This is a genomic window from Candidatus Thiodiazotropha sp. AKAK3 (assembly GCF_058244645.1).
The window spans coordinates 237,674-262,443 of sequence record NZ_JBSYOQ010000053.1; the positions used below are offsets into that span (position 1 = coordinate 237,674).

The 24,770-nt window shown below is 47.7% G+C and carries 28 protein-coding genes; 1 reads left to right on the forward strand and 27 read right to left on the reverse strand.

Annotated features, from left to right (window positions below; translation table 11 throughout):
* Window positions 1–25: 25 nt before the first annotated feature.
* Entirely contained in the window at window positions 26–916 is an 891-nt protein-coding gene (locus AC4IE7_RS13525) for a hypothetical protein (RefSeq protein WP_490777375.1), read from the reverse strand.
* 220 nt (window positions 917–1,136) lie between these two features.
* On the opposite strand from AC4IE7_RS13525, the gene AC4IE7_RS13530 reads away from it, so the two are divergent.
* On the forward strand, window positions 1,137–1,442 hold the full coding sequence (locus AC4IE7_RS13530) for a hypothetical protein (protein WP_490777376.1): 306 nt from the start codon (window positions 1,137–1,139) through the stop codon (window positions 1,440–1,442).
* Between the two features lie 44 nt (window positions 1,443–1,486).
* Here the strand turns inward: AC4IE7_RS13530 and AC4IE7_RS13535 are convergent, their stop codons facing one another.
* The 26 genes from AC4IE7_RS13535 to AC4IE7_RS13660 all read right to left on the reverse strand — a co-directional run bounded on the left by AC4IE7_RS13535 (window position 1,487) and on the right by AC4IE7_RS13660 (window position 24,696).
* Window positions 1,487–3,100 carry a conjugal transfer protein TraG N-terminal domain-containing protein gene (locus AC4IE7_RS13535; protein WP_490777377.1) on the reverse strand — a complete coding sequence of 538 codons (1,614 nt, stop codon included), beginning with the start codon at window positions 3,098–3,100 and terminating at the stop codon, window positions 1,487–1,489.
* 41 nt (window positions 3,101–3,141) lie between these two features.
* Window positions 3,142–4,572 carry a hypothetical protein gene (locus tag AC4IE7_RS13540; RefSeq protein WP_490777378.1) on the reverse strand — a complete coding sequence of 477 codons (1,431 nt, stop codon included), beginning with the start codon at window positions 4,570–4,572 and terminating at the stop codon, window positions 3,142–3,144.
* A gap of 27 nt (window positions 4,573–4,599) precedes the next feature.
* Window positions 4,600–5,862, reverse strand: coding sequence for a TraU family protein (locus AC4IE7_RS13545; protein WP_490777379.1), 1,263 nt, complete (start codon window positions 5,860–5,862; stop codon window positions 4,600–4,602).
* On the reverse strand, window positions 5,859–6,095 hold the full coding sequence (locus AC4IE7_RS13550; RefSeq protein WP_490777380.1) for a hypothetical protein: 237 nt from the start codon (window positions 6,093–6,095) through the stop codon (window positions 5,859–5,861). Before AC4IE7_RS13550 ends, AC4IE7_RS13545 begins: the two co-directional genes overlap by 4 nt.
* Window positions 6,073–6,498: a hypothetical protein gene (locus AC4IE7_RS13555; RefSeq protein ID WP_490777381.1), complete on the reverse strand. Its 426-nt coding sequence runs from the start codon at window positions 6,496–6,498 to the stop codon at window positions 6,073–6,075. Before AC4IE7_RS13555 ends, AC4IE7_RS13550 begins: the two co-directional genes overlap by 23 nt.
* Window positions 6,495–9,326 (reverse strand): conjugative transfer ATPase, encoded by a 2,832-nt coding sequence (locus AC4IE7_RS13560; protein WP_490777382.1) that lies wholly within the window; start codon window positions 9,324–9,326, stop codon window positions 6,495–6,497. Before AC4IE7_RS13560 ends, AC4IE7_RS13555 begins: the two co-directional genes overlap by 4 nt.
* Window positions 9,327–9,465: 139 nt before the next feature.
* Window positions 9,466–9,618: a hypothetical protein gene (locus AC4IE7_RS13565; protein WP_490777383.1), complete on the reverse strand. Its 153-nt coding sequence runs from the start codon at window positions 9,616–9,618 to the stop codon at window positions 9,466–9,468.
* 133 nt (window positions 9,619–9,751) lie between these two features.
* Window positions 9,752–10,201 carry a single-stranded DNA-binding protein gene (gene ssb, locus AC4IE7_RS13570; RefSeq protein ID WP_068995010.1) on the reverse strand — a complete coding sequence of 150 codons (450 nt, stop codon included), beginning with the start codon at window positions 10,199–10,201 and terminating at the stop codon, window positions 9,752–9,754.
* A gap of 15 nt (window positions 10,202–10,216) precedes the next feature.
* A complete protein-coding gene (locus tag AC4IE7_RS13575) occupies window positions 10,217–10,663 on the reverse strand; it encodes a TIGR03751 family conjugal transfer lipoprotein (protein ID WP_490777384.1) in 447 nt (148 codons plus the stop codon).
* A 17-nt stretch (window positions 10,664–10,680) separates the two neighbouring features.
* On the reverse strand, window positions 10,681–12,054 hold the full coding sequence (locus AC4IE7_RS13580; protein WP_490777385.1) for a TIGR03752 family integrating conjugative element protein: 1,374 nt from the start codon (window positions 12,052–12,054) through the stop codon (window positions 10,681–10,683).
* A gap of 11 nt (window positions 12,055–12,065) precedes the next feature.
* Window positions 12,066–12,926 (reverse strand): TIGR03749 family integrating conjugative element protein, encoded by an 861-nt coding sequence (locus AC4IE7_RS13585; protein ID WP_490777386.1) that lies wholly within the window; start codon window positions 12,924–12,926, stop codon window positions 12,066–12,068.
* Window positions 12,923–13,564 (reverse strand): PFL_4703 family integrating conjugative element protein, encoded by a 642-nt coding sequence (locus tag AC4IE7_RS13590; RefSeq protein WP_490777387.1) that lies wholly within the window; start codon window positions 13,562–13,564, stop codon window positions 12,923–12,925. Before AC4IE7_RS13590 ends, AC4IE7_RS13585 begins: the two co-directional genes overlap by 4 nt.
* The gene (locus AC4IE7_RS13595; RefSeq protein WP_083226240.1) at window positions 13,561–13,929 is read right to left on the reverse strand and encodes a DUF3487 family protein; all 369 of its coding nucleotides are present in this window, start codon (window positions 13,927–13,929) and stop codon (window positions 13,561–13,563) included. Before AC4IE7_RS13595 ends, AC4IE7_RS13590 begins: the two co-directional genes overlap by 4 nt.
* 66 nt (window positions 13,930–13,995) lie before the next feature.
* Window positions 13,996–14,394, reverse strand: coding sequence for a DUF2976 domain-containing protein (locus AC4IE7_RS13600; RefSeq protein ID WP_490777388.1), 399 nt, complete (start codon window positions 14,392–14,394; stop codon window positions 13,996–13,998).
* 21 nt (window positions 14,395–14,415) lie between these two features.
* On the reverse strand, window positions 14,416–14,658 hold the full coding sequence (locus AC4IE7_RS13605; protein ID WP_490777389.1) for a DUF3262 family protein: 243 nt from the start codon (window positions 14,656–14,658) through the stop codon (window positions 14,416–14,418).
* 3 nt (window positions 14,659–14,661) lie between these two features.
* A complete protein-coding gene (locus AC4IE7_RS13610; protein ID WP_068995018.1) occupies window positions 14,662–14,961 on the reverse strand; it encodes an integrative conjugative element protein, RAQPRD family in 300 nt (99 codons plus the stop codon).
* A 10-nt stretch (window positions 14,962–14,971) separates the two neighbouring features.
* Window positions 14,972–15,685 carry a TIGR03747 family integrating conjugative element membrane protein gene (locus AC4IE7_RS13615; protein WP_490777390.1) on the reverse strand — a complete coding sequence of 238 codons (714 nt, stop codon included), beginning with the start codon at window positions 15,683–15,685 and terminating at the stop codon, window positions 14,972–14,974.
* Entirely contained in the window at window positions 15,685–17,898 is a 2,214-nt protein-coding gene (traD, locus tag AC4IE7_RS13620; RefSeq protein ID WP_490777414.1) for a type IV conjugative transfer system coupling protein TraD, read from the reverse strand. The genes AC4IE7_RS13615 and traD overlap by 1 nt, the downstream gene beginning before the upstream one ends.
* Window positions 17,898–18,431 (reverse strand): lytic transglycosylase domain-containing protein, encoded by a 534-nt coding sequence (locus tag AC4IE7_RS13625; RefSeq protein ID WP_490777391.1) that lies wholly within the window; start codon window positions 18,429–18,431, stop codon window positions 17,898–17,900. Before AC4IE7_RS13625 ends, traD begins: the two co-directional genes overlap by 1 nt.
* Window positions 18,428–19,120, reverse strand: coding sequence for a TIGR03759 family integrating conjugative element protein (locus tag AC4IE7_RS13630; protein WP_490777392.1), 693 nt, complete (start codon window positions 19,118–19,120; stop codon window positions 18,428–18,430). Before AC4IE7_RS13630 ends, AC4IE7_RS13625 begins: the two co-directional genes overlap by 4 nt.
* Entirely contained in the window at window positions 19,113–19,751 is a 639-nt protein-coding gene (locus AC4IE7_RS13635; protein ID WP_490777393.1) for a hypothetical protein, read from the reverse strand. Before AC4IE7_RS13635 ends, AC4IE7_RS13630 begins: the two co-directional genes overlap by 8 nt.
* 745 nt (window positions 19,752–20,496) lie before the next feature.
* Entirely contained in the window at window positions 20,497–21,108 is a 612-nt protein-coding gene (locus AC4IE7_RS13640) for a DUF3577 domain-containing protein (RefSeq protein WP_068995023.1), read from the reverse strand.
* A 690-nt stretch (window positions 21,109–21,798) separates the two neighbouring features.
* Window positions 21,799–22,323 carry a hypothetical protein gene (locus tag AC4IE7_RS13645; protein ID WP_490777394.1) on the reverse strand — a complete coding sequence of 175 codons (525 nt, stop codon included), beginning with the start codon at window positions 22,321–22,323 and terminating at the stop codon, window positions 21,799–21,801.
* A 160-nt stretch (window positions 22,324–22,483) separates the two neighbouring features.
* Window positions 22,484–23,308, reverse strand: a complete 825-nt coding sequence (locus AC4IE7_RS13650) for a PFL_4669 family integrating conjugative element protein (RefSeq protein ID WP_490777395.1) — start codon at window positions 23,306–23,308, stop codon at window positions 22,484–22,486.
* 103 nt (window positions 23,309–23,411) lie between these two features.
* Window positions 23,412–23,687 (reverse strand): hypothetical protein, encoded by a 276-nt coding sequence (locus tag AC4IE7_RS13655; RefSeq protein WP_490777396.1) that lies wholly within the window; start codon window positions 23,685–23,687, stop codon window positions 23,412–23,414.
* Between the two features lie 289 nt (window positions 23,688–23,976).
* Entirely contained in the window at window positions 23,977–24,696 is a 720-nt protein-coding gene (locus AC4IE7_RS13660) for a hypothetical protein (protein WP_490777397.1), read from the reverse strand.
* Window positions 24,697–24,770 lie beyond the last annotated feature (74 nt).

Sequence of the window (24,770 nt, forward strand, 5' to 3'; positions counted from 1 at the left end):
AAAAATATTAGTCATTGATAGTGCACTACCAATTCATGACATAGCTTGACGAGCCATTTGAAACGACATACTGCGTACAGCTGATAAAATCGATTGAACCTTGTAAATTATTACTGCCAGAAAAGACGACCCTCCCAACACTTGGGTGCGTGCTCTCACAGTTCAAATCGATCCTCAAGTCAGAATCTGTTTCGAACTCCACATAACCCAGATCTGGATGGTAGGCACGGCCACTTACCTGTATTCCGGTATTACGGCTTCTGCTGGTACGATAAATATCGGTCATCCTATAGACAAAGTCGTCATCGCTAAAATAATCGACCACGAAGACACAACTATCGAAATCACATCTCAATGTGCGATGTATGCGTGCTGAGTACCCCTTTTCATCGAGCACTTCGCCATCAAGAATACTCACAAATGGACCAGCCAGGGAATCTTCATGGACAATCGTATTATAGCCAGACACATAGTAGGTCCCATTACGATCTCTCCCGTTGGTGCCACAATCGGTAAATGAATACTTACTGATCGTGCCTGACACATTGTGTTCAGAAGTCGATGATCCAGTAGGGACACAGTGTGGGTCGCTCGTTAAGGATAGTGAGCTGGTAGCATCTGACGGAAATGGACGGGTTGTTCTCAGCATTTCAGTTTGAAGAATGACATCATACAACCCAAGATTTTTGACGGTCTGTGCTACGGCATATGCCAATTGAACAAGATTCGAACTTGTCACAATGGTAGGTGATTCGTTACCCATATACTCGAATGTAGTGATATCGAGATCAATGTCATCTGCATCCGAATCCTCATTATTTGATGAAGGATCAGATTGTCCACCCCCTCCCCCGCAGCCAACAAACAAGGAAAACAAAAGAGCCAAGGGTAGTGATTTAGAAAGTAACAAATTCATAGTAACGCTCCTTGTCAGCTATAATTAAACGCCTTATCTAAAAACTGAATGATGTTAAGCGATTGAGTAACGAGACATTAATCAAATGTCCGAGAAAGAAAAAACGAAGGATTGGGTATAAAAGACCTGAAGAGTCAGGGAATGATTGTTGAAACAATCCTCGGCCGATCATATACTTATCCTTGTAAGGGACTGACTTTAACACACAGGGATTCCAGACATGAAGACCTACACCGCAACCCACGAAAAAAGGCCAACGAAACTTACTGGTCTGTTGGCCAAACTCAATGCCTTCCGGCAGACCCCAACGTGGGTCAAGACCAGTCGTTTTTTCTGGGCGGTTGGGGTTGTGCTGCTTGAGGCCTTCGTTGCACTGATGTCGGGTCTTGAAGCAGCCAGTAAGGCCAGCAACAAGGATGAAGAGGATGATCCTTGGCAAGCTAATGAAGCTGGCATACCCTATTGTCGTGATTCTTATACTGGTAAGTGGACTGATAAATATGGAACTCCTTGCGATCCACCTTAATCGTCCGTAGTCTCTATCAGTCACATAGTATCTCGCACTCATTGTTATTTGAGATTGCTACGTGCGTCCTTAGCCGCCATTCCTGAGATCTTCTTGCCCCCCCCTGCAACTGTGCCGGCACCTTGACTAATCGTACTCTGCGAGCCTTGTTGCAGATTACCAACAGCACCCATTACATGGTTTCCTGCTTCATTTCCAGCTGCAACAAGCATTTTACTGAAAACAACTGGTATCCCGATATATCCTAACATCGCAATGATAGAGAGAATCGCTGCTGGCGCATTGAGCTGCATCCCCAGGATTGAGTAGCCGTCAAATATCGATTCTAATAATACATTGTCAATCCAACGGGCGATCGACCACATCCCAGGCCATAACAGGACAGCCATCATAAAAAAGGCCAGAGTGATTACTGGTTTTGGGCTGTAGAGTGTCACCAACATCACCAAAGGTAAAAGAGCGGCAATAATTAGAACCAAATAGCCTTGCAGTAGCGGAAGACTGTCCACAATGACCCCGTTGAGCAGAGACAGAATGCCGTTGCCTGTTACGGCGGAAAATGTCCCCACCACCCAATCGATAAAATCTTTGAAGTTTGTAACAGAGTTATGGCCTTCAGCCGAGTTGCTACCATAGATCAGGCTACCGGTATTTGATAAGGCGCGCTGGATAATTGCGTCACCTCGATCTTCGGCATTCACCACACCGATAGTGGCGCCCCAGGCCGTAAAGCTATCCGCAATTGAGTCTGTTATGTCCGAACGCTCTGATTCCATGTAGGTAATCAGTTTTTGCTTCAAACCTCTCGCTGGACTCGACCACCAGTCTGCACAGCTCGGTCCTGACCTGGCCGGCGAGGAGAAATCGTAGATCGTCTCCCAGCCAGATACCGGTGAATAGGGTCCTATCGCATCTTGATGAGGGCAATCCGCTGGGCTATTACACAGTCGATATAACCCACGTGTATTGAGCAGCTGTCTTGCCCCGATGTAACTTAGATCACCGTAGATCTCACCCTCATAGAGATTTTGTGCTGTATTGAAGTCTGTGACCATTTGAACGGGCGCTTGAGCACTTGAATCACCGCCTAAATTGAATGATCGAATGGCGGATATCGAAGGTTGATAGCAATCTCGGTTGAATCGTCTCACTTCCGCTTGTAGCGCAGGGTCATGGATCGATAGTTGACCCATGCTGTGCATCAAGCTCCGGATATCTTCCTGATCTGGAAGAATAGCCTCGATGGCGGCATTGATACCACCCGCCAATGAGCTTACCGTGTACCAAAGTAAGGGGACCTGTACTTGAGGCGGTAGCGATGTGAGTGTGTTATCAAACGTGGTGTTGGTATTGCCTGGCGTATAGGTGCTTGTCTCATCCGAATAGGTGAATGAGGATGAATTCACAGAAACAAGGGGCAATAACGAAAAGGCGATGACGACCGCTTTAACATAGACGCCGACTTCCATCGTACCAAGCGACCGTTCATGAAATCCTCGATAACTACCTGCCCCTGCTTGGCCTATTGTCGATTCAAAAAAGACCACAAAGAATGGCACTAACCACAAGGCGGTAGCTTGGAGTACACCCACAAGCATATCGAAGATGTACCATCCGAATAGGAAGGTATAAGAGCCAAATACACTACCGGCTTCCATAGGTTACCCCTCATTCAAGTTGCTGACAGGCAAACACATACTCACTGAGTGACTGAACCGCCCTGCATAAACGGTCCTGAGTTGCTACTTTCACCGGGTCCGGATTGCCGCCTTGATCTGAAATTGCGTAACAGGGTTAGAGCCGTATCTGAGACCAACATACGACTGACATCTTTCTCAGTGAGTAACATTTGAATCTCTTTGTCCATGAGATCCTGACGATAAGCGAGTTGCTGACGTGCTGGTTCATAGGAAGAGATATTGGGTTCACTGTATCCAGCAATCAATGCACGCCTGGCGGCCATCGCCATCTGTGCAACGTTAGCGATCGCTATTTCTCTCGCTAGGCGAGCCCCAAGGACATCCCGCATTGGTGAGGCTCGAAGTGCTCTCAGTAGTTCCGGAGTCAGAACGGCGGTGGAGCTGGTACCCGATATAGATTGAAGATCATCGTTAGAAGGCATAATACCCGTATTGATGTACTCCTCAATTAGATCTCTGATGGGTTGCTCTTCAATATGAACCTTAGGTAACAAGCCAAGCGCTGGCGAGTTGTTGTCTGCCGTGAGAAACTCATGAGTCACAACAACATCCTCGCCCCCTTCGCCGTGATCACCATCGGAATCTCTGGTATCTGTTGAGCCGATGCCTATGGGTGATATACCTGATGCACTCTCATCAATATCAGGACGTATTTCCCCGATGACTTCAGTCACCCACTTAGCGGCCTCTTCAGGAGTACGCCAATATCTGGCGATCGGATTATTGGCAGCATCTTCATTAGACAGATTAAGGACCGAGCTATTCAATACATTCCGACCAAACTGTAGGTTGTAACCCGCTTTCACCGTATCTGCAACAACCCGTAAGGGGGGTTGGCCATGGCCGCCGGCACGTACACCTCCAATCCAGGTGACGCCCGATGAGCCGTCAACTTGACTCACTTCACGACTGGTTTCTTCCGGGTTTTCATCGTTTCCTGCGTTATCTTCCCATTCCTCAGCTTGAATCGATTTTAGCCAACCTCTTGTTTGGTCCGTATCCGATGCAACACTCGATTGAAACTCTTGGCAAAAGTCCATACCCGTTTTATAAAACCCTTCCATACGTGCCGTAATATTTTCCTGCAGCTGACACGCTAATGGATTCGATCGGCAGAAAATATAACCCGGTAATCCACCGAGCATCGCAGTAAAATAACTGCCAAGTTGCGTGAATGCATCTGAGAAATCATTGATCATTTGCTGAACAGAATAATGAGGGTCGAACTGTCCGCAGGCACCAAACAAGGATGCGCTAATGTCTGCACTAAAGGGAACATAATCTCTGCCACCAAGATCCGTAGGTATATTTAGACCACCACCGATTTCGTAAAAGAGCTCACTTTCACCCGGTGGGGGCATATCAGCACGGACAGCGTTGATGGGAGAAAGCATACAAAGTGTAACAACGATGTATAAGTACTTGTTCATCTGGGTATCCCTACAATAATGTTGATGCTAGTAATCGTTCGATCCAATCACACAAATGGGTGAAAACTCGACTGACCCCAAGAAAATGCCTGCTGTGGGTACACAGCATTTGTATTTACGCCAATATTGCCAGCCAAAGGTGTATTCATCGGTCTGTTTATCATCCGACCAGTCATCAGGTACTTCGATGAAAGACTCACAGTAATTTTGTTGAACGGGCGAGATCATTTGCCAAGCTCTTTCTCTTTCTAAGCCTGGCTCCAGCCAATAAACGTATTGTTGCAATTGACAGGAAAGCCCGTCCCAAAATCCTCCGCTTGAACTACAATCGGCTTGATTGTCTGCACAGGGATCACCACGCATGCGCGTGAGTTCTTCACTACCCGCCCCTTCTCCGCCTGTTTGAACAAGCGAGTTCATATACTCGATGAATTCGGGTGTCACAGACTCAACACTATACGACCACAAGCCCGTCTCCGAATCAGTACCCGCACATTCCAATCCATCAGGACCTGTGTCTGTGCTTGATGGATCACTGACAACATTATCAAGATCTGGATTGATCTTACCGTAGCCAAATGGAATATAGAGATGGGGTAGTTGCCAGGTTTGTAGTGTGATATCGATGGCTCGTTGCGCCATGACGGCTGCCGCTTTTGGCGGGTCGTATGACTTCAGGTAACCGACTCTTGGAAACACACTGCCTCCCATAGGCCAGATTTCACGCATACCTGGTATGTAGCTTTCTGGGTGATGGCCCTCAGAATATGGGTTCCTCCAAGCTGCTGCATCGACTTCTGACATAAAATAGGGAATGGGATCGGATTCCGTGTCACACAGATAGTCCGTTGACTCACTCACGTAAGCGACTGGATTTCCGATAACCTGCACTTCATTAAAGGCAACTGACGATTTTTCTTCACTGTCGTGGTACATGGTTGAATAGACGGTCGCGGACCCATCTGCGTGATCACCTTGGATGCTTCTCAGCGCATCCAGGGCAAATTCTCCATACACATTTCTTGCTTCGGTCCAGGGGTTTTCACCTGGGAGTTTATAGGCGCTAACGATGAGATCAGGTAATCGATGCTGTATTTTTGCCGTCGTTTCAATCTCACAAAATGGGCAGATCCCGACCAACCAAAAGCAAACACCAACAATGCAGTAATCAAGACACTCATCTGCTGTAAAACCTTGAACAAGATCGTCAATGCCAAATTCATCGGATTTGGCCGGGGTAGACACGATCAGTACGAGTATCATGAAGCAGATTATTAGTTTGGATTTCATTCAACGACTCCCTTCTCATCTACATGGGTAGCTGGCTTGAGTTGTTTATCTTCCTCAGGTAGGACATTCCAGCACTCTGTGCATATGCCAACTCGCTTGTCTTTATCCACAACAGCCCATTGAATATCCAGATCCGGAAATAACCGACGCGAAATACCGCACCATATACACTCAATGTCATCTGATGTACCTGTTGACGCTTGATCGTTTTTATTTGATTCCTGAGAAGACATGACGCAGATCCTCTACATGAGTAAAGATGCGCCCATCCGCCCATACGGCAGGCATATTTCCGGGATTAATACTAAGATCGCTGGCCATATGTCGACCACGCCATGACTTAGCCAACATCGTCTTATCTTGATCAGTCATGGACGCGATACGTTGTTTCAATACCATAAGTGCTTTTTTCTGATCGTTGGGTAACGCTTTACCCATTTCATCTTCAATCAGATCCACATCGCTCCAGTAGTGCCACACCAGGTGTAATCTTTCCTCTGCTTGAGTTTTACCCGCCAACGCATATTGCTGATCTCTATCCAATACAAACACATGGGCTTTGATCGTGTCGCTTTCTGCATAAACCGATGAGCAAAACAGCAGCGTCAACAGCATTGAATAAATGATGATCTTCATAGTCTGAATTCCCTTCTACCGGCTTCAATACGTTTAGCGATTTCTATGGCGGCATCCAACTCCTCTGAAAGCCCCAACTCTTTCATGATTTGATGCCGTTGTTGTTTTTCATTTTGCTCGGTTTGAGCAATCGCAAGCGCTAGTGTCGGTGGCACATTACGGAAGAGCGACAGCAGCTTTTTGGACATCACCACACCTTCAACGTATTTGCCGGGTTCTTTTCTGGCCTGTTTCAGCAGCGTTTTCTCTTCTGGCGAAAGATCCTTAAATTTACTGATTTCATCCACCTCATCCTGGTCGGATGAGAGTGCCAGCCACCATTCGGGTTGGTTCAACAGCTGTTTCGATGATTCTGGGATTTGGCGTAGATTTTGTGTGGCGATCCACAACCAACCACCAAATGTTCGCCACATAGCCGAGATTTTATTGATGTAGGGGCCAACCAGAGGATTCTGGATAAGTAAGTGCGCCTCATCGATCAACGTGATATTAGGACGGCCTGAGTATTGATTATGCTCAACTCGATCATTGATACGGCCCATCAATCCGGTCATTGCCAACGCCAATTGTGATTCGTACCCAGTCCGTGCCAGCATACCCAATTCCACGATGGTAACGTCAACATCTGGCCAGTTTTCGCCAGGTCGATTGAAGAGTTGACCATCCCAGTGCTGCGTATACTTTTCCATGGCAACCGCCATTCCAAGCATTTTTTCGCGTTGATTGTGGGTATAGTTACCTTCACCCTGTGATAAATCACGAAATGCTTGTACCACATCTTCCGTTAGCGCTTGACGATCCTCAGCAGCAGCTTTTTTACCCGCTTTGATAATTGCACTACCGATCATAGTGATATCTTCTTGTTTCAAAGCCTCTTCGTCTTGTTTACGGCCGCCTGTGATCATCAGTTTTGCAGCAAGTACGGCTTCACCTAATATATCGCGTTCACTCTGCTCGCTCGCCTGATCAATTTCATCGTCTTTTGCAAGTTCTGTGATGTCAGCAAAGGGTGGTAATGAGATATCTTCGGTTTTTTTGATGTGTTTGTGTAAAACACTAAAACCATGACGCTCAAACCATGCGCCCAATAGTCCAAAGGTGGGTAATGCCGTGATAAGAAAAAGCCTTGGACGGTGCACAGCCATGGTATGCATCAGCATGGAGACAAGAGTTGCTGTTTTTCCTGATCCAGTCGGACCAAGCACTAACATATGAGCATTCTTAGATCGATCCTGACTGTTGAGTGGATCAAAGGTCAGAGGTACACCGATGCGGTTAAATGCGAAAATACCCGGGTGACCTGTTCCAGTGCCGCGACCGAGAAATGGCACGATGCGGGATAAATGGGAATCCCATTGTAATCGACCTCTTCGAATGAACTTACGGTCTACCTTCGGATTCCAAGAAAACGGCAGCATTCTCACATAGGTATCAATCGAGAGAAGATCATCACCGGGTTCTATGGCATCAAACCCTGCAGACGAACACGCCGCAACAACCTTATTGGTATTGAGTTCCAAGTCTTCAATGCTATCGGCGGATAAATAGACACCAGAACAAACAGATATCATCCGATGGCCTTTCGCTATCCAACTTTGTGATAATTTGCACTCTTCTGCAGTCAGTGAGGCATCGGCACCATCACCGATTGAGACCGTCAACAGTTTAGAGATACGCTCATCGATCAGATCTTGAGCATCAAAAACGATTGTGATGGCCAGTATCGAGCCATCTGGCAGACGATCAAAGGGTGATGATTGTCCCCCGGTGGTTTCACGCGTCCATACGCCTGCTCTCGGTTTATGCCGTAGCGGCTGTAAGGTGACAAACCGATTAAACCGATCCCCATGTCGCCAGCAAAAATTAGACTCATCCGCCAAGCTGAGGCGGCCTCTGATGCAGGCTTCACCCAAATCCCATTCAGGGGGTAATTCACCAGTTGCTTCATCTTCCTTTGGATAAGGGTTCTTCTCGATCCATTGATAGGCATCGATTCCATCGCCGGTATACCAGGGTAATAACCAGTCCCTGAGGGACTCACCATCTAACAGGTGGATCTTGACCCCGCCTTCGACTAAAGTCTGACGAAACCGCTCCAGTACACCATTCAGCTCATCCGGATCTACTTTGGAGCCGGGTGCTTTTGTGAGCACACATCTGACCGTTCTTGCTCGGGCACGCCAGGCCGTACCACCGACCATATCGTCACGAAAGATACCTTGTTGCCGAGACGTCAGCTTGAGATGCTCATCCATGATCTCTAACCAGGCCTCAGAGTATGGATGCAATTTTGTATCTTGTAATTCTTCGTTAAAGACTTGTCGATTGGAAGGCGAGTGTTCGACCATGTAGGATCGAAGACGGTGAACTTGTGCGGCAACTGGCTCATCTTGCATGTAGATCTGAAGCAGCCATGCGGGTTCTTTGCCGGGTAAGGCTTGGAGTGCCGTTGTCAGTTTATCGGCCATTTCATCAATGATTTCATCGTTCCTGCCCTCTACGTCTGCTGGAATCAGCTCAAAAACAAGGCCGCGACGCTGACGATCCGCACAGACAAACTGTTGATAATCCGGGTCGTACCAACGAAACGGGACAAAGGAAAGAAACGATTTGGCAGGTAATGTCCTCGAGGCGCGCTTCTTGAGCAGGAGGTCACTGTCTCGAGTTTCAAGCGGTATATCGCCTTTGAGTGGGTATAGACCGATCAATCGTTTGAGAAGCGTAAATCCACCCTCGATCGATTTTTCACGCACGGACGCAAATTCTTCAGCATGCTCGTTTTGAGCATCCTGATCTTGACCGGTAGTCTCATACAATAAATTGCTCACAATATACCTCAGTGGTTTAGCTGTCTTCTGCGTTGTTTGGTTTGTATTCCCATACGTCCATGCCGAGCACGCTATGCATCTCACGTTTCAGGCTTTCGGGTAGTGTGCGTAGCCCTGCCAGTGATTTGCAGATCCTGGATTAATCGACACCGGCCTTATCGGCAATCAGGTTTTGCGTCATATTCATCACCTTAAAGCGTAAGTTCACGCTCAGTGGTAAGGGAATAAAACACGCCTGATGCACCACCAGAATTATCTTGATTTGAGTCTCTTGCAATCGACGTAAAGGCATGATTGTTCCGATGAGTTATTCCTACTGCGTTACGAATGGATTTTTACCGTGTCAATGGCAGTCAACCCAGTTTGAGTAACGGTATGATGGGTTAGGAAATTGGCCTCTAACTCCACCACGACAGCAGAACGAGCTATTCAGACGGCGGTTCGCTCTGGCCACTCACTTCGGCAAGGGACTCATAGTGAGCCAGCTCCGAATCACTGATACCGGTTTCATCGGCACCATTTGGTGATAAAGATTGAGGATTCTTGCCCAACATCTGTATTTCGGTACAGATAATCTCCGTGATGTATCGATCCTCACCGTCTTTTTTATACACACGTGTACGGTTACTCCCCTCGACATAGAGCTGTGAACCTTTTTTGGGGTATTTAGCCGCAATCTCAGCCAGTTGGTTAAAAAGGACCACCCGATGCCACTCGGTTCGTTCTCGTCGTTCGCCGCTCTCCTTATCTTTCCAGGACTCAGTAGTCGCCAATGACACATTGACGACCGGATTGCCTTTTGGCATATACCGGATTTCTGGATCATGGCCTAAATAACCGATCAGTATGACTTTATTGATTGTGCCTCTTGCCATTGATAGCTCCTTGACTCAGTAGTCGAGTAGTGATTGTTCCGTCTCCCGCTTGTCTTGATAGCGCACCCCCCCGGGTGGCCGTGACAGCAGTGGCTGTGTACCGATCTCACCAGGTAACGCGTAGTGAGTGGTTTCGTACATGGGGATACAGCTGGAATATCCCGGTACCGGCAGGCCCTCTTGAGAGAGATGTGGATAGACATAGAAACAGAGATCTGGATTTGGTAATCGAGCGAAGAGATTCCGTGTTTCGTTTGCCGCTGTTCGGGTGTAACCAGACATGTTATAGGTGTCAGGCCTCCCGAGACGGCGAATAGGTCCATTTAACGCACCCCCGCCCCCGATATGCTGATTCAATACCTCACGCATGGTGGGGCCTTCTGAGAGGTCTTTGGGTGGCTGATTGGCACAGCCGATCAGCGAGAGCAGAGCCATCATGGACATCGGTAAAATTAAATTCATCGTGAGCGCTCCTCTTATCAGTCGGTCATGCTGCCGGTTGCCGTGGACAGGTAGGATATTTTTCGGGCCTCTTTCGAGTAGTTGATGGGAATTTCCGCCTGGAGGTGAACCGCTACTTTCATGCCGGCTCGCACAAGCACGGAGTCCCAAATATCGAGATTTCGATTCCGGATGTAGTCGGAAACGCCGTGTGAACCACTGGCGATGGCTTGACCCATGACGTACTTTCCATCATTGCCCGTTACAGCGGTTGTTATGCCACCTGTAGAAGAGACGACACTGGTAGCTTCTTTGTTGGAATAAGCATCCGCAGCACCTGTGGCGAGATCTGCGAGAAACCTGGCCGTTAACGTGCGAGGTGCATTCGTGATGTACTTTCCGGGAATACAGGTCGAACCGTAGTCATCCGTCAAATAACCGATGGATTCTTTGCTACCACCTTTTTTGTTCTTGTCGCTCTTTTTTTCTGGGTAATTGACAATACGACCGTCTTTGAAGACGAAACTCGCCCGTTCCACATAGGCCCTGACACACGAGAGTGTTGCATCACCCCAGACGTGCCCCTCCATAAACATCCCCTCGATCCCGGGAATGTTGTGTCCATTTGCGGCCAGGTTGTCATAGCCGAGCACCACCTTGAAAGGCGCAGGGTCTGTAACGTCGCCTTTGATTGGCACCCGACCGATCATATGCGTTACCGCAGTGGCTTCATTCAAGATGCTGAGATCTGGTAACGTATAGACAGGGGTACCCTTGTCTTCGTTTCGATGACCTCGCGGGTTAGTCAGAGAGACATTGTTGAGGTCCGGTTTATTCATGAATTCGGGAAGCATGCTTTTTACCCCACCCTTCTTATCCACAACCACGTCTAATCCATGGATTCGTTTCGTTGATGTCAGGTCCATGCTGGCGCCGGCAACAGGGTATTTAGGTTGTCGGCCTTGTGTCGACGACTCCGATCGATTGATTTTTGCCATGACTTTTTTTGTTATTTCATCGAGATCAACGTCCGTATCAGAACCACTGTTTTGGCGAGACCGTTTTTTGGCCTTGTCGAGATCTTTTTTGAGTTGGGTATTACTGGCCCTGAGTTGGTTGATTTCTCGCTTGATGAGGTTGAATTCATCCATGGATTCTGTAACAAGCTCATTATTACCCTTAAGTAAATCCTTAAACTCACTCATATCCGTGGATAGCTTATTCAGGGTATGCTCGGGTAAATCCCCATCGGGTGAAACCGCGATCGCATTACCAAATTCAGTATCAATGTTCGAACCACCGGCCCTGTTGGTGGTTTGCTTGTTACTGTTGATATAGAGAATAAACAGAACAACCATTAATACCGTAGCTGCACCCAGTACTGGAAGCGCCTTGTTGCCACTTAGTTTCACGAATACTCTCCTCAGTCTTCTTGGTGAGCACGGTCGATCGAGCGAGAATCAATGCGCACAGCATGGCCATTGATTGACTCTGCAAGCGGTCTCTTGCTAATTAAGAAAAGCGTTGTCGCATCACCCATGCTTCCCAGCGGTTCTAAGTGGTTTCTTTGAAATCGTGCCGCAAGAACCTCACCTCGGATTTCTCGTGGATCCAGGGTAATTGGCCGATCAGTAGTGTTAGTAACCAACAAGGCTGTGACATAATGGGCATCGTTCTGCCAGGCTTTAATGGGTTCTGTGATCACTTTATGTTTTCGAATTAAGTGATGTATTCGGCCCTCAGGTATGGGCGCATTGGTGAGGTTATTGTGTTGGCCAGCTTCTCTTAACCGATGGGGTGCGTAGAGTTGCTTCGCTGAATAACGAAACAGACCGCCAAAACCGATTTTTGGGTATAGGTTGTCAGATACCGTGGCAACCTCCTGCTCCATGCTTTTGTTGTCATCACTTTTAACGGCTCGATTATCCGAGACTAATAATTGAGGCGCAGCATAGTCTTGTTGCACGGCATTTAAGTTGATGAGGTATATCCGGTTACCCCCTTCCTCGCCAACGACAATTCTGACCGAATCAAACGGGCTGCTGGCTTTCCAATAGAGATCGGGTCCGACAATCTGGGTCGAAAGCGTTGCTAAGGATTCAGGGACATCCACATAAATCGGATGATCAAAGGTTATTCTCCGTTCATGTCCTATCGATAATGATATGGGCAGCGGATCTCCACGATAGATCACACGCTCAGGGGTGATCGTTTGCGCAGAAACCGTACTCACCAAAAGCAGGAGCCCTAAGCTGACGATGGATTTAAAAATGGCATACATCATGATTGGCCCTCTTTTACAGCGATACTTTCTGGGTTTTTATAAAATCCGTTTAGTCTGAGTCCAAATCGATTATCATCAATCACAGAAGATTCACTGACTGAAAGATAATACCGAAGCGGTACGGTTTTGATTTCTTGGCCCAAGTACCACTCTTTGACGACATAATCAGCGATGACAAGCCATTCACCAGAACCCAAGGACTGGACTCTTTTTTCGTCATAGTGCATACCGACAAAGGGTTCGATGTGACGAATTCGATTTGCAAGCTCGCCTTTTGTTTTACGGCGATTGAAATCACGGTCTAGGTATCCTTTGTATTCAGGCGTTAACAGAGGAATCAGATTGTCGATGTTTTTACGATAATCGGTCTGCCCTGCTTCAGGCCAGTGTTGTAAATCCTGAAAATACCAAAGCGCAAAGGTGTAGATGGCCGTCTCATCCTTTTGACCGCGTTTGAGTAATGCCCCCTTACTGGGGTCAGGTGGGAGTGACACCTCAATTGTTTCAAGCGCATAGAATGTCGTCGCAATACTGCCACCATTGATAATCAGCAGTAAAAATAACGCCCGACCCAACATTCGGATGGCGGAGGATTGATTATCCGATGGATTCTCAAATGTAAATAATCCATTCTTCATCCTTTATCTCCTTGTAAAGCGGTTCTAAATCCTTCGTAGTACTCAGGTCTATAGATAAATGGCGCCTTTCCAAACCCCATGTTCTGTTTGTAGATCTGCATTTGTTGGAGATAATAGCCTTCCGGTTTACCTCGCTTTACATAGGCCAGTATCCGCATCGTGCCAAATGATCCACCAAGGAATATAACTGCCCCAATCGTGACTCCGATTCCCATTCCAAAAAAAATACCGCTTATTAAACCAAGTACGATACTGGCTACGAGCGATACACCAAAGGCCATCTCCACTTCTTTGGCAGTACAGCTCATAACAACAATCGGAACGCGGTCCATACGATTTGGTGCTAAATCTGGAATTTCTCTCATAGCGTCTATCCGAGGTTAAGAACAACAATGGTCAGTCAACCGACCATTGTTGTTCTTGTGTTTTGTTTAAATACCTGTGTTTGTGAGGTCCGATGCGGTTGATAGTAACCACATGCCTGCAACAACAATCACAACCCCGACAATGATCACCGCACCGACTTCGCCGAGCTCTTTACGACCTTTCATCCAATCAGCAAAAGCACCGATGAGGAAATACGCCGGTACAAATATCAGTAGAATGCCAACGACCCAAATGGCATAAAACATACCTTGTTGGGTGGTACCTGCACTTTGTTCCAATAAATCATCCGCACCACCCGATCCAATATCGGGTAATGCAGGTTGAGTCGCCATGGCTTCTGGTGCTAGAAACAACAGAGAGATCAGAACGAACATCAAAATCACTGAGAAAAGGCTTCCTGGATTTCCAACCATCGAGTTAATGAATTTATTTACATGTGTCATCGTATAAGTCCTCCTGAACGTCTATTGAAGAATAAAAGCAACGACAATGACTAAGAGAATCATGTTTCTCAACAGATACATTGCCATTTCAAAAAAAGTAAAACTTCCTAATACCCACGTTCTGTAATAACCAAGCAATTGAAAGGCAGTCCAAACAAAAAACAAGCTCGCTAGAAAAAACACAATATATTGAGCAATACTGGCCGCACTGGATCCTGCATAGGTTTCAAAAGCCGTAATAACTGAAGCAAGGGTATTGCCCATGAGTTAGCGCCTATAGTTTCCTTTCAGTTTGTTTAGATTCACAGGCCTGTCTTGTGGTGTACTGATGTAGGCCTCGATACCATGCCTGATCGTCAACAAATCCTGGCGCAAATAGTCGTAACGAAATGGATAACGGGCGGCAGGATCGGCCATGCTTTCTGCTTCTTGCAGCAATTGCTCCATGGCATGAACTTCCCAAGCAAGCCTTTGTAATGATGCTTTTTCTCCTGAAGCATCAGCAAACAAAGCACAACTGGGCACCGATAAAAATGCACTCACTAAAATCATCCCAAAACGATTCATCGATTACTCCTTAGAGATATTTTTTAAACCAAGCGGCACCAATCCATAGCGAGATGGAAAAGATCACCGCGAACGGCAGTACTACCAGGTTGGGGTGTATTGAAATCGGAAGGCCCAAGTAAATGACCACCGGTGCGATAATCGATGGTTTAAGCATTCTCATGGCGTGATGCCAGATATAGCCGGACTCTCTCCCTCCTCCAAATCGTCTTAAGTCGCGTTGTAACAGACCATCTGTCAATGCCACGAGGCCAAACGCTATGAAAATCGGTAATGAGAACAGAATTACCACCAACCTGACGGCAAAGACTTGAATCGTCCATAGGGCAGCTCTGAAATAATCGTAAAGGGAACCACTGCCAATAGATCCCAGTATGGCCTGGCCAAAATCTTCACCGTCCCAAACCCAAATGACTTGATAAAACGCTTTACTCGCAGTGAGTGCGATTGAAAGCGGATTACCTAAGGCCTGCTTGAAGTCACTGTTCAGCCAATTCAGCTCTTGAACCAGCACTTGTCTTGCGTGTTGTGACCCACTTAACTCCCACCAGTTGAACGCAATGCCCGCCACTTCAACAACAATATTCAAGATTAGGGCAAGCACCATCCAACCTAAGAGTGAAATGATCAGATTAAAGGTATTACTGATCACGCCAGTCCGACGCTCACGGATCTCTCGTTTTTTGTGCTGAGGATGATTGGACGCGGTTGCTGTACTGGCCATTAGATACCCATCATATCGTTGCTGTGACTGGTGTCGTCAGGTGAGTCACTACCCATCTCAGTCAACGCGCCACTGAAATTAGCGCCAGACGAATGCTGATCATTATTTGAGGTGATTTGCCCTCCTCCCCACCAATCTGGCTCCGCTTTTGCGTACCAATGTTCAGGTGTCGTTGGTTTGTAGGTTTCTCGCATTGCTTGCGCTACCCGCTTAATATCCGACGGGAGATCATCTTTCTCCTTCACAGGCAGCGGTAGACGTAATTTGAGAAGCTTTCCACCCTCTATAAAGGCAAAGGCCTGGCCTTTTGGCAAAGCCGTCAAATCTGCAGGCTCGAGCATCGGCACATCTTGCGTCGTGATGCGATCTTCATTGCGAGATGTAAAGTGAGTATCAGAATCTGGGTCAGAGCTATCATTGACACCACTGACCAACATATGCTGGCTTATTTGTACTGATGGCAGTTGATTCGTCAAAAATTCTGAGGTCTGTTTATTTTTTACACGCAACATTACCAACGTATTAAAGTTGCCTTGAATCACACCAGCTTTATGCACATCACCAATTCCGGCAATAATGTCATCACCGGTTTGCGTGTAACCGGTAAACTGAAATCCGGATCCACCGGCTTTATTGATCATTGGGATGAATTGAGATCCCACAAGCTCATTAAATTCATCACCATGGAGGGCAATTTTGGGTGGAGGAAGTTTTGGATCAGCCTCACCGATATCGGGTAGCTGGGATTCAGTACCATGCTTATAGATTCGGCCTGAGACAGACGTTAAATCGGCAAACATCGAGGCGCCGACCGCTCCCCCGACGATTGCATCGGAAAGACAATCTAAGCCGACATAAACAACAGCTCGCTGCTGTATGACAGAATACCAATCAAAGATGGGGCGTTCATCCTTGAGATCGAAGTAGTTCGGTGCAATGAGTTCTGCGACCTGGCCAGTTGTTAGCTTCTCAAGTAAGGGACCCACAGACGAAATGATCTTGTCGTAGTAGGTTCGATCATATCGAAATGCGCCTAATAGGCCTTCCAAGATAGGATCATAGATTTCTTTCTGTTGCGTGTACCTAAGGATGGCAATCGCCGTATGATTCCGACCTTTAAGCGCTTGCGGAAGCTTCTTTTCGTCAACATTCGATTCAAGCATTGCAACATGCTGTTCCCAACCCTTGTCACCATTCAGGCCCAGTGACATCATTCCATACTCAACCAACAACGGATCGATATTAAAGATGTATCTGGATATCAGGTTGTAATCAGGTCGTTTACCCAAGGCGACAAGTGCGCGAGCAACGATGTTGACAAATCGCCAGGCGAACTCTTTAAAAGCAGCAGAATTACCTTGACTCGGAAGCTGATCAGATATCCGAGTCGCCACCTCTGTGACACGCTCGAAGTTACCTACAGCGTTGTATCTGGCACTGATGTCTGGATATCCGAGATGAAAGATATAGCAAGGCCTGCCGGCCTTGCGTGCTTCAACGAAGGTACGGGTCATCAATTCCGCATCCCCTTTGGGGTCAAAGACAATCACCACATCCCCTCGGTGAATATCCTGAGTAATCAGAATCTCGGCCAAACGAGTCTTTCCAACGCGAGTGGTACCCAGCACCAGGGTGTGCCCTACCCGCTCGGAGAGATCTTGGTATTGATCCCGCTCACCTTCCAGCAGGCCAACCGCATGGATCTCAGGTTTTCCGCCGATATCGGGTCGTGGACGCCAGGGATTGAACGGACTATCCCAGAGTAGTGCATCACCAACGCGTTTCAGTAGCCAAGTAGTCTCCCAGGCGATGGGACGCGACCGTATCCAGGCATTCATACCAGATAGCTGCGTGTACTGATCTCCAAAAAGGCGGATATCTCTCAGTCTCTGAACGTGCATTTGTTTCCATACAAAGCCTCTCCCCAAGAACAACTTTCGTTTAGAAACAGGAATCTTATGACTGGTCAAGGCGTATCGAGGCAATCGAGTCAACCGTTTTCGGTACCGGATGACCTTAAATCCCTGTATAGCGCGCCAGCACCCGGCAAGTATCATCAACCCCCCAGAAGTCATAGCCGTAGTGGGTGTTAACAAGGTGATATAGGGGCTGTAAATCAGAAGACCCCCGATCGGTACAGCTACCATCGCTGTATAGAGCTCCACAGGTGGCCTGAGAAGTGATTGAAGCGGGAAATTGCCTCCTACCGCCATCACATGACCCTCATCAGGTGATAGCTTCTGATTCGACGTACTGATCTCACAGGAAACGCTGGAGCGCCATACAGTTTTAGAACTTTATGGACATACGCTTGTGTTTCAGAATACGGGGGTATGCCATTGTATCGATCAACAGCATTCTCACCGGCATTGTATGCTGCCAAGACAAGGTCTAGCCGGCCATGGAACCTGTTGAACAGAAAACGTAGATATCGCATTCCTCCCTGCAGGTTTTGATAAGGGTCGTAGGAATCCACGACTGCAAATCGCTCAGCAGTGGCCGGCATAAGCTGCATAAGCCCAACCGCGCCTTTCTTAGACACCACAGAAGGCTGCCAGTCTGACTCTACGGTTATCAAAGCGTGAATCAAATCCGCTGATAGGCCGTAGTGTTTAGCAATTGACGTCGCAACGGTTTTGAGTTCCTCTCGCGAGGGGATACTCTGATTCGATGAGACAGACGACGCCCCAAGCATCATCGTCAATGCGAAAATAAATCTTAGTTTTGTAGAGGAGATAAACATCATTCGCCAGACGATGACATTATTTCGCCAACATTCAGAGTTATGAGCTTTTGCCTCACCCGATCAGGATCAATACCGATCTCTCTCGCCCAGGTTTGAATGTCATCGACTGACTCGACGCCAAAGAAGTAAAGATCCACCGGTTTAGACGTCGCCTTTGCCAGGGTTGGTGCTATTCGCTTGTAACAGACAGACTGAATATCGCAGGGAAGCGTGATATTAACCCGCTTTCTTTGGTGCTTTACCTTCTTTGTTTTCGCAAAGGCTGGGGCTCCCTCATAAAGAGGCGCATTCGGATAGAGCTTTGCGTACTCAGCCAAGTAGGCTTTTTCAAAGGCGCGTTCACGCACAAGTCGATCGTGCTCGATGATGGCCAATCGTCGAGCATAGTGTTGACGCTCCTGAACTGACTCAGCATTGATTCCGAGTACCTGCAGTGGACTCAGGTTTGGCGTCCAATTGCCTCGAGGGCCTTTCATGATGCGCTGATATCGCTCAGTCTCGGTCTCACTCAGTCCCCAACCATCAAACCCCATTGCCTCTGCATTAACAGCGGTAGAGTTGAGATTTGATATTTCAACACCGGTTTGTTTGACCTCATCACCATACGCGATCGAAAAAAAAGTGGCGCTCAGGAAGAACGCCAAAGCACGGGTGGAGGTCGAGCAAAATGAAGAGAAATAATTAGTCACGACACTGGCCTCGTTTGTTGTATGCGTGGGGGTAACACCAATAAACACGCTGAGGCCAGGCAACCGTCATATCACGTGAGATGGTTTTACAGTTGTCACTGAGAGAGAGCGGATAAATCTGTTCAGACTTCGTTTCTGATTCTTCGAAACCCAGGAGTTTCAGGCCATTGTGTGGCCCAGATTTGGTGACAATAGGATCGTCTTGGTAGGGATAAGGTAATTCAAATGAAACCATCCTATGAACAGGATCGACAACCAGCAACCAAGGATTCCCTGCAATGATCGCGAGCGATTCTATAACAGAGAAATGCTTGAGAGATCGTTGGTGCTGGGGCAGCCTTGCGTCGAGCAACACACGAATTTCTGGATCCGCGGTAAAGCCCTGCGTCAGGGTGTAGCTGGTACCGGCAAGCAGATCCTTCATTGCACGCTCAACGGTTAGAGAGTCGGGTGCAATACGCCCCATTGGGGCCTCTAGCGGATTGATCTGGCCAGGAGAAGGCGGGGCTTTCCGATAGCCTGTGTACCGAGCGTCACGGTCTGTTACAGCAGCGACGTCATCCAATCCGTGAGACAGGCAATCTTGTGTAACAATTACTGCGAACAACAGCATCAAAACGTTTACTCTCATTGATTCACTCGCATGGCTAAGGTCCAGATATCAAGTCTCGTGGTTAGGCTGCCACAAAAGATCAGAAAAGACGCTGGAAAAAGTTTTTGCGGCAAAAACATTTATTGCAGGCAGAAAAAAGGCCAGCGAAGGGCTGGCCGGGATGGAAATCACGTCAGGCCATGCGAATTAAATTGGCCGTCAGCTCGATTAAAGAAAGGCCTTTGCAAAGGTTCTCGCTACAACCCAGTCGCATTCGATCTGATTTAAGCCGGACAGATCAATCGAGAAGGCACGCTAACTGCGTACAAAGGGTGCCGCGTAAATTCCGGCCACGGCGACCGGCTTTGCTGAAAGAAGACCTATGGTCTTCCCGCATGACCCCAATACAAGATCATCCGGGAAGACCGTAGGACGTAGCTGTAAGGGGCACCGAAGGGTAAAAAACCCTCCGGTGCTTATCGTTGAAGATAACGCTTCACGGGCGTCTTAATAAACCAGGATTATCTTGTCGGAGATACCTGGTATCAACACCCAACCCGAAGGTTCGACCGTATTTTCAGGGTGCGGTTACAGTCTTGGGTGCGGCAAGGCCGCTATGGTGCACCAATATACCGAGGCGCGGCGGTATGAAATCCAGTTCAGTATAACCTTGATATGACAATGCTTGAACCATCTAAAAAAGATATTGATCAATACTGCAAAAAAAAAGCCCGCACTCAAGAGTGTGGGCTTTCTTCAAGGAAACATGATATTTCCAATTGGTTTATGACTCAGACGGCATCTGGATGTTAACAGAATAACTGCCAGGCAATCCTTGTCCGTCTGTCACAGGAGAGTGGCTGTACGCATTACCATTTATGGGGCCACTAGTGGTCTCTGAATGGGCTTGGTCAACTTTATCGGATTCCGAACTCGCTTCCTGCTGATCAGCTGAAACTGCTGCAGGCGTTTGGTCGTCATCCTTCGCTCCTTCAGTATCGGATGGTTGGGGAGCGGAGTAAACAGTTTTTCCATCTACTTTGACCCACATGATCCGAAGTAACCGGCCTTTGAGGGTGACACGCAACTTACCATCCTTTTCGTAAGGTTCGTCTGGGTACATATCACCAATATTGAAACCGGCAAGAACTTTGTGTTCCTTATCATTAATAACATCTTCAAATTCCTGGATGACTTTCTCTGACTCTGCGCCAGTTGCTTTCACATCAAAGAAAACATAAGAAATGGCATCACGAGGACCATGAAAAGCAGAAATTGATACCGCCCAAAACGGTGTGAACCGTTGGCCTGCTTTTGGTTTGACTTCACGGGCTCTGCCCAAATAACCAAGGCCAGTAGTGTGCAGATCAAAATACAGATTGTTGGAAGTGCTCATAGTGAATCTCCTAATTAATCGAAAAAAATCAGAAGACGCACCAATGCCCACAAGGGATGGTTTGTCCCCTGAGGGTTGAGTGATATGGAAAGAACTCCCGCTTTAAAAGCGCCAAGTCTGATGGAGCGATGACTTGGTGGGTGCAGCAGGTGCTGCAGTTGTATCCATATACCGGGATACGTCGGTAAGAAAATCGCTTTACAATTAAATTAGTAGCTGATGACCACAGTATCTGTCAAGCACAAGTTGAAATTCAGTCAATAAATCGTGATGGATTTACTGCATTCCTTCGGCCTACTGAAACGAGATCTAGGTCAGTGAAAAGGTATTGTATGAACTGTTTCAGAATCAGAACACGCTCCTGGCCATGTTGTCGCAGTGCGCTTGGAATCCTGACAAAGGTAGATTGTAGCACCAAGCCGATTGAGATCTGCCGCAGCACACGAATGTCCCTTTTGCTGAAAAGCCCTTTCTCGCTCACCCCTTTGCGCTCGATCCCTAATCGAGCGCCCGCGATCTGAACCAGATTACCCGCTTGTCAGGTCCTGGCGCAGCATTCCAATAGCAAACACCAGATACCTTGGCCCAGGAATTCAACAGTAAAAGTTATTGATCCAATGATGGCCGACAATATTTGCGACAGCGACCATCAAGAAAAACGCGATGAATGTTCCTTGTAGAACATTCAGACTAAACGAGGCTCTTCAGAGCATTCACAGATCGGATCTGCTCCAGAACCTTCTCGAGCCGAGCACGCTTGAAAGCGACGACGCCTGCCACATAGTTAAGCTCGATCCGCCGACGCTCAAATTTCAGCATCTTCTCTCTAAGTTCTTCCGGGCACTGGAGTAACATCTCATCGGATAATTGAGCACGACGGCGATTATTGAGGAGATTGCCTTTACCATCAGTACGGTGATTCCGCCACTTCAGGATATTGTAGGAACGGTCAAACGAGTAAGCGATGTAGTAAGGGGAGACATATTTACCCTGAACCTTTGTGCCTTTAACAACTGGTACACCAACCAGCTCCACGTTAGCTCGATCTCGAAAGATACGTGCCACTTCCATCAAATGCTTAACTTGAGCATCGGCGGCCTCAATCGCGCCTTCGAGCTCTTTAAGTGTACGAAATGGGTATTCTATCAACTCCGCCCAGTCCCTCTGGGACTCAGGATAGATGACATCATTGCCATATCCAGTGATGTTCTTCATTGTGTTGTCCATTGTAGGAGCGATTGTTTGTAACATTTATCTACCTATCGAATACTACTTTAAGTCTTTCTTATTTGTCATTCCCAATCACAAAACCCTTGATGCAGACATCTATGAATTGAAGGGAGGTTCCCTCCCTTACCCTTAAAGGGAGGGAGTTCTAATTGGTCATGGCCTTCCTGTTATCAAGTCGGTCATGGTTTTCCGGCAAATTCTCTTCGGTCTTTGCTGCAGGCATCCGGTAGCTGTAGTAACGGGCGGAGAAGGCTGCCACAGGTTTTGGGGTAAATTCCGGTCTCTTCAGACCTCTGAGAATAGCATCAGACACTTGGCCTCGCTTTGCTACAGTCTCTTTCGCTTTAGCATTGCCCTGAAGCAGATCGTTTGTAGTTAGGCCAGAGAATTTGTAGCCAAATGCCGATTCAAAGGCACCTCGAACCGCACGGCCACCCTTGTGAATCAATCGAAAGGCCTCTTTATCTGCCAATCGACCTACATGTTGCGCCTGCATCGCCAGTCGTACCAGCCGATCGTACTCACTGAGCAAACTGGCGCCGATGTATGAATAGGGTGTCGAAAATCGAATTTCGACGATAAGCGGTTCAATGCTATGAGCTTCAGAATGACTAAGACCTGGCGCAGACACCAATGACTGATCAGCCGTCTGGGTCAGCTCCTCAATAAGCGCTTTTTGACGTTTCAGTGTTTCCTCGACCTGGAGCAGTTTTTCCCATGCCCAAGGGCAGTCTTTTACTGCGCCATGCCAGACTGCCGTCAGTAGTGAGCCAAATCCACGCAGCCCAATGATCCGATCTTTTTTCTCTTTTTCGCGACGCCCATTGAAGAGCAGCTGGCTCTGCAGCGTCTCCAACTTCAGAGTTGAGCTCGCCTGCAGTCGACCCACTCGGGCTTTGTCCAGTTTGTCTGCATCAATGGTCTGCAGTGTGGTTGGGGACTGTGGATCTTGTTTACTAGCATCTACCATGATCATTGCTCCTAATTTCGGTCGTTCAACTACGTCTTATCATGAAAACTGCGCCAGGTATCCGAGAAAAGATTCCAAGCGGCTGTCTTTTGTCGCAGTTGGATTACTGGGCCAAATTTCTATCATCTGTCTCTCTGTAAACCTTCCATGGATCCTGTCCCAGTCTTTTCTCGAGTAGCTGTCGCAGACCTTCAGGTGGGGTTCTTTCTCCTCTCAATGTCAGATAGAAATGGGTACGAGTGAACCCTGCCTCATTGGCCGTTTCCTCCACGCCTCTTCCCGCCAGTTTAAGCAGGAACGGTACGCTCATCTCCATCGGCACGCCTTTTTCGGCATGGATTTGGAGCAGCTGCTGTATGTTCTCCATCGCTGTTAACATTGATATCATCGATTCAATAAAACCGACTTCTGAGACAACTCAGGTGGAGCGTCGGACCCAAAATCAGCAGACTGTGAGCCATCGGGCATCTACTGCAGTCTGTCCTGTCACCGGTGGTACCTTTTGTACGCACGCCTAAATGTGAGTCTCTACGCACACCCGGCGCCGCTCTGAAGCCAGGAATTCGGAGCACCTCCTGCCATGGCCACGGCAGGGGCTGTCGCTCTGTTTGGCGACCAGGACAGCCTCACCAGTCCGTCGCTCCACCTGAGTTGTCTCAATGTGCGAGTCATTCCAACGCTCCCTTCTCGGCTACCAGCTGCTCCAGGCCATCCAGTCGCAACCGAAATTCCCGCACGGCGGGTATACCCCAGAACCGCTCTTTGAGCAGGTCATGTTCGATGAGTTTTTTACGGGCCTGATCGACCTGGTACCGGGAGAGTCCCAGGGACTGTTGGATATCCGCCATTTTGAGATGGAAGAAGTAACCCTGGGCTTCGGACTGTTTATCGAGTTCCAGTAACCAGCCAAACAAAGCTGTTGCATCATGGCCAAGGAGATGCGCCAATTCGTGGTAATACTGAAACTCACTCTGTACTTCCAGGTCTTCTTGTGGGTAGAAGTATTGGTAGTAGGATTTAGGTGGAAAATCCCTGATATCAACTTGTAACTCTCCGTTGTCCATCAAGAGCTTTTTGGCCCCATCCAATCGATGTCTTTTCAGCCCGGACAATCCTTCCCACTGATCTGCTGTCAAAACCCATTCACCAGTATCAGATTTCGAAGATTGATACATAGCTACTCCACGAACAATTGCCAATGCCAAGTTGTTATCTTGGAGAATCTTTACGGTGTAATTTACAGAGATAAGCTCCAAGAGAATGCAGACTTGAATCTGAAATTCAGGATTTCCAAATCTAGCAATTTCATCTTTTCGTTTACTCGGATGACAGTCGCTTCGCTTCTTCAGCAAGCTGAATGGAATCTTCATACCCATACTTTGTGCCATAGTGTTGTTATCTCTCACTCTTGCCCACAATGGGCAAGTTTGTTAATTACCTACGTCATTAGGTCGGTGACATA

What these genes read in the sequence shown, in the direction of transcription:
- AC4IE7_RS13575 (WP_490777384.1), bottom strand. Translation starts at nt 10,663, where the DNA reads ATGAATTTAATTTTACCGATGTCCATGATGGCTCTGCTCTCGCTGATC.
- AC4IE7_RS13545 (WP_490777379.1), bottom strand. Translation starts at nt 5,862, where the DNA reads ATGAAATCCAAACTAATAATCTGCTTCATGATACTCGTACTGATCGTG.
- AC4IE7_RS13600 (WP_490777388.1), bottom strand. Translation starts at nt 14,394, where the DNA reads ATGACACATGTAAATAAATTCATTAACTCGATGGTTGGAAATCCAGGA.
- AC4IE7_RS13660 (WP_490777397.1), bottom strand. Translation starts at nt 24,696, where the DNA reads ATGGCACAAAGTATGGGTATGAAGATTCCATTCAGCTTGCTGAAGAAG.
- AC4IE7_RS13615 (WP_490777390.1), bottom strand. Translation starts at nt 15,685, where the DNA reads ATGGCCAGTACAGCAACCGCGTCCAATCATCCTCAGCACAAAAAACGA.
- AC4IE7_RS13555 (WP_490777381.1), bottom strand. Translation starts at nt 6,498, where the DNA reads ATGAAGATCATCATTTATTCAATGCTGTTGACGCTGCTGTTTTGCTCA.
- traD (WP_490777414.1), bottom strand. Translation starts at nt 17,898, where the DNA reads ATGGCGGTAGGAGGCAATTTCCCGCTTCAATCACTTCTCAGGCCACCT.
- AC4IE7_RS13535 (WP_490777377.1), bottom strand. Translation starts at nt 3,100, where the DNA reads ATGGAAGCCGGTAGTGTATTTGGCTCTTATACCTTCCTATTCGGATGG.
- ssb (WP_068995010.1), bottom strand. Translation starts at nt 10,201, where the DNA reads ATGGCAAGAGGCACAATCAATAAAGTCATACTGATCGGTTATTTAGGC.
- AC4IE7_RS13590 (WP_490777387.1), bottom strand. Translation starts at nt 13,564, where the DNA reads ATGAAGAATGGATTATTTACATTTGAGAATCCATCGGATAATCAATCC.
- AC4IE7_RS13625 (WP_490777391.1), bottom strand. Translation starts at nt 18,431, where the DNA reads ATGATGTTTATCTCCTCTACAAAACTAAGATTTATTTTCGCATTGACG.
- AC4IE7_RS13550 (WP_490777380.1), bottom strand. Translation starts at nt 6,095, where the DNA reads ATGTCTTCTCAGGAATCAAATAAAAACGATCAAGCGTCAACAGGTACA.
- AC4IE7_RS13540 (WP_490777378.1), bottom strand. Translation starts at nt 4,572, where the DNA reads ATGAACAAGTACTTATACATCGTTGTTACACTTTGTATGCTTTCTCCC.
- AC4IE7_RS13530 (WP_490777376.1), top strand. Translation starts at nt 1,137, where the DNA reads ATGAAGACCTACACCGCAACCCACGAAAAAAGGCCAACGAAACTTACT.
- AC4IE7_RS13645 (WP_490777394.1), bottom strand. Translation starts at nt 22,323, where the DNA reads ATGAAGAACATCACTGGATATGGCAATGATGTCATCTATCCTGAGTCC.
- AC4IE7_RS13605 (WP_490777389.1), bottom strand. Translation starts at nt 14,658, where the DNA reads ATGGGCAATACCCTTGCTTCAGTTATTACGGCTTTTGAAACCTATGCA.
- AC4IE7_RS13635 (WP_490777393.1), bottom strand. Translation starts at nt 19,751, where the DNA reads ATGAGAGTAAACGTTTTGATGCTGTTGTTCGCAGTAATTGTTACACAA.
- AC4IE7_RS13655 (WP_490777396.1), bottom strand. Translation starts at nt 23,687, where the DNA reads ATGTTAACAGCGATGGAGAACATACAGCAGCTGCTCCAAATCCATGCC.
- AC4IE7_RS13585 (WP_490777386.1), bottom strand. Translation starts at nt 12,926, where the DNA reads ATGATGTATGCCATTTTTAAATCCATCGTCAGCTTAGGGCTCCTGCTT.
- AC4IE7_RS13565 (WP_490777383.1), bottom strand. Translation starts at nt 9,618, where the DNA reads ATGCCTTTACGTCGATTGCAAGAGACTCAAATCAAGATAATTCTGGTG.
- AC4IE7_RS13610 (WP_068995018.1), bottom strand. Translation starts at nt 14,961, where the DNA reads ATGAATCGTTTTGGGATGATTTTAGTGAGTGCATTTTTATCGGTGCCC.
- AC4IE7_RS13595 (WP_083226240.1), bottom strand. Translation starts at nt 13,929, where the DNA reads ATGAGAGAAATTCCAGATTTAGCACCAAATCGTATGGACCGCGTTCCG.
- AC4IE7_RS13650 (WP_490777395.1), bottom strand. Translation starts at nt 23,308, where the DNA reads ATGGTAGATGCTAGTAAACAAGATCCACAGTCCCCAACCACACTGCAG.
- AC4IE7_RS13525 (WP_490777375.1), bottom strand. Translation starts at nt 916, where the DNA reads ATGAATTTGTTACTTTCTAAATCACTACCCTTGGCTCTTTTGTTTTCC.
- AC4IE7_RS13640 (WP_068995023.1), bottom strand. Translation starts at nt 21,108, where the DNA reads ATGAGCACTTCCAACAATCTGTATTTTGATCTGCACACTACTGGCCTT.